This window comes from Micromonospora sp. WMMA1976 (assembly GCF_027497335.1).
Classification (GTDB): Bacteria; Actinomycetota; Actinomycetes; order Mycobacteriales; family Micromonosporaceae; genus Micromonospora; species Micromonospora aurantiaca.
The window spans coordinates 3,778,467-3,784,887 of sequence record NZ_CP114912.1 but is presented as its reverse complement, the minus strand read 5'-3'; the positions used below and the strand labels follow the sequence as shown (position 1 = coordinate 3,784,887).

At 71.9% G+C, this 6,421-nt stretch carries 5 protein-coding genes; 4 read left to right on the top strand and 1 reads right to left on the bottom strand.

Annotation, left to right across the window (positions count from 1 at the left end; all coding sequences use genetic code 11):
* Positions 1-27 precede the first annotated feature (27 nt).
* From O7546_RS17565 to O7546_RS17550, 4 genes are all read left to right on the top strand, one after another.
* Positions 28-240 carry an MbtH family NRPS accessory protein gene (locus O7546_RS17565; protein ID WP_135240728.1) on the top strand — a complete coding sequence of 71 codons (213 nt, stop codon included), beginning with the start codon at positions 28-30 and terminating at the stop codon, positions 238-240.
* A gap of 100 nt (positions 241-340) precedes the next feature.
* Positions 341-1,606, top strand: a complete 1,266-nt coding sequence (locus O7546_RS17560) for a lysine 2,3-aminomutase (RefSeq protein ID WP_228531436.1) — start codon at positions 341-343, stop codon at positions 1,604-1,606.
* Positions 1,603-2,904 carry an MFS transporter gene (locus O7546_RS17555; protein WP_228531437.1) on the top strand — a complete coding sequence of 434 codons (1,302 nt, stop codon included), beginning with the start codon at positions 1,603-1,605 and terminating at the stop codon, positions 2,902-2,904. Before O7546_RS17560 ends, O7546_RS17555 begins: the two co-directional genes overlap by 4 nt.
* Positions 2,905-2,987: 83 nt before the next feature.
* A complete protein-coding gene (locus O7546_RS17550) occupies positions 2,988-3,566 on the top strand; it encodes a VanZ family protein (protein WP_281599484.1) in 579 nt (192 codons plus the stop codon).
* A 94-nt stretch (positions 3,567-3,660) separates the two neighbouring features.
* Here O7546_RS17550 and O7546_RS17545 read toward each other — a convergent pair whose 3' ends face one another.
* Entirely contained in the window at positions 3,661-6,378 is a 2,718-nt protein-coding gene (locus O7546_RS17545) for a sugar-binding protein (protein ID WP_194798985.1), read from the bottom strand.
* Positions 6,379-6,421: the final 43 nt, after the last annotated feature.

Genomic DNA, 6,421 nt, shown 5'->3' with positions numbered 1-6,421 from the left:
AGGAACCGAACGAGAAGGAGAACGGCGATGGCCGTCGACGACGATGACCGCACCTACCGCGTCGTGATGAACCACGAGGAGCAGTACTCGATCTGGTTCGCCGACCGCGAACTCCCGGCGGGCTGGACCGCCACCGGCTTCGAGGGCAACCGCGCGGACTGCCTCGCCCACATCGACGAGGTGTGGACCGACATGCGTCCCAAGAGCCTGCGCGAGCGGATGGCCGCCGCGCAGGGCTGAACCGCCCACCGGCCGGGGCGGGTCCGCACGGATCCGCCCCGGCCCGGCCGCCGTCCGGCGGCCACCCCTGTCCCATCCCGCTGACAACGAGGCGACGGTGATGAAGGTCTACTCCCACGAACGTCTGGCGCGGCTCGCCGGCGCGCGTGGCATGCCCGAGGAATACCTGCACGACCTGCGGGTCGTCTCCTCGGTGCTGCCGTTCAAGGTCAATCAGTACGTCGTGGACGAGCTCATCGACTGGTCCGCCGTCCCGGACGACCCCATCTTCCGGCTCACGTTCCCGCACCGGGACATGCTGCCGCCGGAGATCTTCGACCACCTGTCGGCGCTGCACCTGTCCGCCGCCGAGCCGGGTGTGATCCGCAAGGCGGCCCGCGACGCCCACGCCCGGCTCAACCCGAACCCGGGCGCCCAGCTCGAGGCGAACGTGCCGACCCACCGGGGACGCCGGCTGCTCGGCGTGCAGCACAAGTACGCCGAGACGGTGCTGGTCTTCCCGTCCCAGGGGCAGACCTGCCACTCCTACTGCGGCTACTGCTTCCGCTGGGCGCAGTTCGTCGGCAACGCCGAGATCCGGCAGGCCGCCTCGGACGTCGGCGACGTGGTCGCGTACCTGGAGGACAGCCGGGGTGTCACCGACGTCCTGTTCACCGGCGGCGACCCGATGATCATGAGCGCGGCGGTGCTGGAGCGCTGGGTGTCGCCCCTGCTGGACCCGGCCCTCGACCACATCCGCACGCTGCGGTTCGGCACCAAGGCGCTGTCGTACTGGCCGGCCCGGTTCACCACCGACCCGGACGCCGACGACCTGCTGCGTCTCTTCGAGCGGATCACGGCCGCCGGCCGGCACGTCGCGGTGATGGCCCACTTCTCCCACCCCCGGGAACTGGCCACCGGCGAGGTCCGCCGGGCGATCGCCCGGATCCGGGCCACCGGCGCGGTGATCCGGGCACAGGCGCCGCTGATCGCGCACGTCAACGACCGGGCCGGGGACTGGGCCACGATGTGGCAGCGCCTGGTGGAGCTGGGCGTCGTCCCGTACTACATGTTCGTGGAACGCGACACCGGCGCCCGCAGCTACTTCAGCCTGCCGCTGACCCGGGCCTGGCAGATCTACACCGACGCCGTCCGGTCGGTGTCCGGGCTGGCGCGGACGGCCCGGGGGCCGGTCATGTCGGCCGCCCCGGGCAAGGTGCTCGTGGACGGCGTCGTGCGCGTCGGTGGGACCGAGATGTTCAGCCTGCGTATGCTCCAGGCCCGCGACGCGGCCCACGTCGGCCGGCAGTTCTTCGCCCGGCACGACCCGGCGGCCGAGTGGTTCGACGACCTGCGCCCCGCTCCCGGCTCCTGGTGGCCGGCATGACCGCCGCCACCGAACCGACCCTGACCGCGACCGACGAGGAACAGATGCCGACCGTCACCGATCCGCCGGTGACCGGGCCGGAGCGCCCGGTCAGCCTCTGGCGCAACCGCGACTTCAACCTGCTCTGGATCAGCCAGTGCCTGTCCGACCTCGGCGCGGCGATGTCGAACCTGGCGATGCCGCTGCTGGTGCTCTTCCTCACCGGTTCGGCCGCGCAGGCCGGTCTGGTCGGCAGCCTGGGGCTGCTCACCACGCTGGCCTGCCGGCTGCCCGCCGGCGTCGTGGCCGACCGGTTCTCCCGCCGTACGCTGCTCATCGTCTGCGACGTGGTACGGCTGGTGGCGTACCTGGGGCTGGCCGGCGCGGTGCTCGCCGGGGTGGCCGGCCTGCCGATGATCATCGTGGTCACCGTGGTCGGCGCCGCGGCCAACGCGGTCTTCGGCACCGCGGAACACGCGGCGGTCCGCAACCTGGTGCCCGCCGAGCAGCTCACCACCGCTGTCGCGCGCAACGAGGCCCGCTCCTACGGAACCCAGCTCGCCGGGCCGCCGCTCGGTGGCCTGCTCTACGGGCTCGGCCGGTCCCTGCCGTTCGTCGGCAACGCCGCGTCCTATCTGCTCTCGCTGCTGGCGGTGCTGCTCATCCGCCGGCCGATGGAGCAGCCCCGCACCGAGCAGGCGCCGCAGTCCGGCGGCGCGGCGATGGCCGAGGGCATCCGGTTCGTGCTGGCCAATCCGTTCCTCCGGGCGCTGCTGGTGATCGCGGCGCCGCTGAACATGGCCTTCACCGGCATGATATTCACGATCATCGTGGCCCTGGAGCGGGCCGGCACCGCCTCGGTGGTGGTCGGCCTGGCCAGCACGATCTTCGGTCTGGGCGGGTTCCTCGGCGCGCTGGCCGCGCCGGCGGTCCAGCGCTGGCTGCGGCTGCCGACCCTGGTGATCGTGCTGTGCTGGGCCACCACCGTCCTGATGGCGGCGAGCGCGCTGGTGCCGTCGAGCGTGCTCGCCGCGGTGCCGCTGGCGGCTGCGGTGTTCCTCGCGCCGACAGCCAACGCGGTGCTCTTCGGCTACCAGGCGGCGATCACTCCGGACCGGTTGCAGGGCCGGGTGGTCAGCGTGATCTTCCTGGCCGCCACCTCGGCCGCCGCCCTCGCCCCGGGTCTGGCCGGGTTGCTGCTGGCCCGGTTCCCGGTGGCCGTGACCATGCTGGTCTTCGCCGGTCTCGTCGCGGTCTCGGCGGTGACCGCGACGCTGAGCAGTGGGATCCGGTCGATGAACACGCAGGAATCGCCGTAACCGAGCAGGCGACCGCGGCCGGCGGCCCGCCGGGAGGCAGGATGGCTCCGGACGGCCGTCGGCCGGACGGAGGTGGGGGCGGCGTGATCGAGGGGTGGCACGGCTGGTTCGGCACGATCAACGGGGTCGTGCTGCTCACGGTGGCCGCGTTGCCGGCGGCCGCGCTGCTGGTGTGGGTCCTGGCCCGCCGGCGTGGCGGCGGCGGTCCGGCGTGGCGGCGGTCGCTGGCCGAGGTGGGCATCGTCTACGGGACCGTGCCGTGGGTCTGGATGATCATGTTGCCGGGCGACGGCGCCGGTGTGGTCCCCGGCCGGGTGAGCCTGGTGCCGCTGCGGGACCTGCTCACCGTCCTCGCGGGCGGGCCGCTGACCGTGACGGTCCAGATCGTCGGCAACCTGCTGGTGTTCGCGGCGCTCGGGTTCTTCGGCCCGCTGCGGTTCGCGGCGCTGGCGTCGGTGTCGCGGATCCTGGTGCTCGCGGCCGGCTGCTCGGTCCTGGTCGAGGTCGCGCAGTACGCCCTGCGGCTGGACCGGGTGTCCTCAGTGGACGACGTCCTGCTCAACACCGCCGGCGCCGGCCTGGCCGCGCTGGCGTCGCGCCGCTGGTGGCGTGCACCGGCCGAGTCGTCACCGGTCGCGACCGGCCCGGCACCGGTTCGCTGAGCGGGCCGCGGCCCGGACCGCCCGGGACGCACGACGGGCCGGACCTGCCGGCCCGGCCCGTCGCGTGCGTCAGGTCGACGCGATCATCGTCCGCTCAGCAGATCTTCTTGGCCGCAGCGGTGGTGGCGCCGCCGTGCTCGTACGAGACGAGCAGCGAGGTGCCGGCCGGAAGCGACCCGCTCAGCGGCAGGACGAGGGTGCCGTCCTTACGCAACTCGGCCTTGGCCTCCGCCACGACCCGGGTGCCGTCCCAGAGGAAGGCCCGGGCGGTGCCGGCCTTCTTCACCTGGAGCTGCACGGACACCTTGCTCGCGGTGCGGGTGACCTTCTTGATCTTCACGGTGTTGTCCGCCAGCTTGGCGTAACCACCCGGCGCAACCCCGTCCGAGACGGACTGCAGCAGGGTCTGCGGCGAGTCGACGCTCAGCGCCGCGGTGTCGGGCATGATCGGAGCCTTCGGCGCCGACGGCTTGGCCGCCAGGTCCGGCAGCGTCGCGTTGCCCCAGCGCCACGGGTCGGCCCGTACGCCGCTCCAGGTCGACCAGCCGACCCGGGTCTGCGAGCTGAGGTCCTGCGTGTCCGAGTCGTTGACCAGGATGTTCAGGCCCATCCGGTTCGGGTCGATGGTGTCCGGCAGCACGCTGAACGGGATCTTGACCTCGATCCGGTACCCCGTGTACGGGCTGGTCACCACGGAGGCGATCTCCACACCCGGAGCGGTCTCCGGGCCGCCCTGGTGGTTGTCCCGCTCCCGGGCGAAGCACGGCGGGTTTCCGTTGGCCGGGTCGTTCGTGGCCGGGAAGAGCGCCATGTTGAACACCGTGGAGGTGTTCGCCGAGTTGCCGCGCGGGTCGATGCCGAACTCGATGTTGTCGTTACGCCGCGGACGCTTGCAGTCCTCCGGCGGCAGGACGGTGCCGAGCACGTCATCGGTGATGTTGAAGATGGCGTACAGGGCGTCATCGGTGTGGGTGAGCTGGGCGGTGCCGGAGATGTCCGACGCCGGGGCGGCGGTGCCCTCCCAGCGGGTGGAGATGTCGATGACCTCGCCGGTGTACTCGTGGTCGTGACCGTGGCCGTCCACCGTCGGCGCGGTGGCGGCCTTCGGGATCGTGGTGACCGGGACCAGGTTGAACGCACCCGGCTCGCTCGCGCTGCCACCGGTGTAGCTGGTCTCGATCTGCACCCGGTAGGCGCCGTTGTCCGGGGCGCGGTTGGCCGTCGGCAGTGACGTGTCGGTGTTGGAGACGGTGAACGTCACCGAGGTGCTGGCGCCCGGCTGGAGGCCGCTGTACGGCACCTGCTGCTCGGCCACCGAGAAGCCGGCGGGGACGTTCAGCTTGACCGCGCCGGACTCGACCCGGGTGCCGTGGTTGGTCAGGTTGACCTTGACGCTGCGGGTGCCCCCGCTGGGGATGTTCAGCAGGGACTCGATGAGAGCGTCGAGCTGCTGGGTCTTGTTCCGCACGGTCCACGCGCGGAAGTCGGCGATCTCCTCCAGCGGCTCCAGGGTGCCGCGCACCGGCGCGGTGCCCTGAACCCGGGCGCTGCTGGTGCCGCTGCCGTCCTTCTTGCTGGTCAGCGTGGCGTCGAGCTTGAAGCGGGTGCCCACCTCGACCTGCGCGGGCGGGGTGACGGTGAAGGTCTTCACGACCTCCTTGCCCGGGGTCAGCGTGCCGACGTTGCCGTTGCCGCTGACCGTCCAGCCGGCCGGGACGCTCAGGGTGACCTTGGCCCCCGGAACTGCCTTCTCGGCGTACAGGACGGTGTCCACCTTGATGGGCTGGCCGCCGACGGCCTCCCAGGTGCGCGGACGCACGTGGACCTCGGTGCCCAGCGGCAGGCCGCCCGGAGCGCGCAGGGTGGCGCCCTGGAGCGCACCGGTGCCGGCGCCCACGTTCGGGTCCGGGTACGGCGTGCGGGTGTCGATCAGCGTCAGCCGGTTGCAGCCGATGGCGTTCGGGTCGGTCGACGGGAAGGAGCTGTTGCCCCAGCCCTGCGACACGTACTCCCGGCGGGCCCAGGTCTGGACCGTGTTCCACCGGTTGCCGTCGTGGCGCGCCGACTCGTAGCCCTGCCAGGTGCCGAAGATGACGTTGCTGGCCTCGGCCGGCGTGAACGTGGTCTCGCAGGCGGGGCCGTTGGTGCCGGTGGTGCCGCTGCCGCCGGTCTGGAAGATGCGGGAGACCCGCCAGGGCTTGAGCCCTTCCTTCTTGATCTGCTCCGGGAACGCCTTCGGGTCGGCCGCCGCGTAGAAGGCCTCCACCGCCAGCATGGCCGCCTTCTGGTGGTTGCCGTGGTTGCCCTGCGTCGCCGAGGGGTTCATCGTGAGGATGACCTCGGGCTTGGTGGTCCGCAGGACCCGCACGATCCGGGACAGCGTCTCCTGGTGACCCCAGACCTCCTCGGTCAGGGGAGCGCTGGCGGTGTACCAGAAGTCCAGCGCGTCCAGGTTGTAGATGTGCTCGACGCCGGCCCAGCCGACGGCCTTGCGCTCCTCGGCCTCCCGCAGGATGCCGAGCTCCGGGCCCTCCTCGAGGCCGGTGGCGTTGCCGCCGCCCTCGCCGCGGGTGGTGGTGATGACGCCGGCCTTCATGCCGTGATACTCGTTCCAGTATCCGAGCATGCCGAGCTGGCCGGCCTCGTCGTCCGGGTGGGCGCCGATGAACATGATGTCCAGGTCGACCGGCTTGTCGGACTTCTTGGCCTGGGGCTTCGGTGCTGCTTGCTGGGGGTTGGCCTGGGCCGGAGTGGCCAGGCCCAACGACAGCAGACCGCACATGGCGATCGCTGCGCTGGTGCGCCATCTCATGGGCATACCTCTTCGTCTCGAAGCGAGAGTGCTGCGGCTGGGG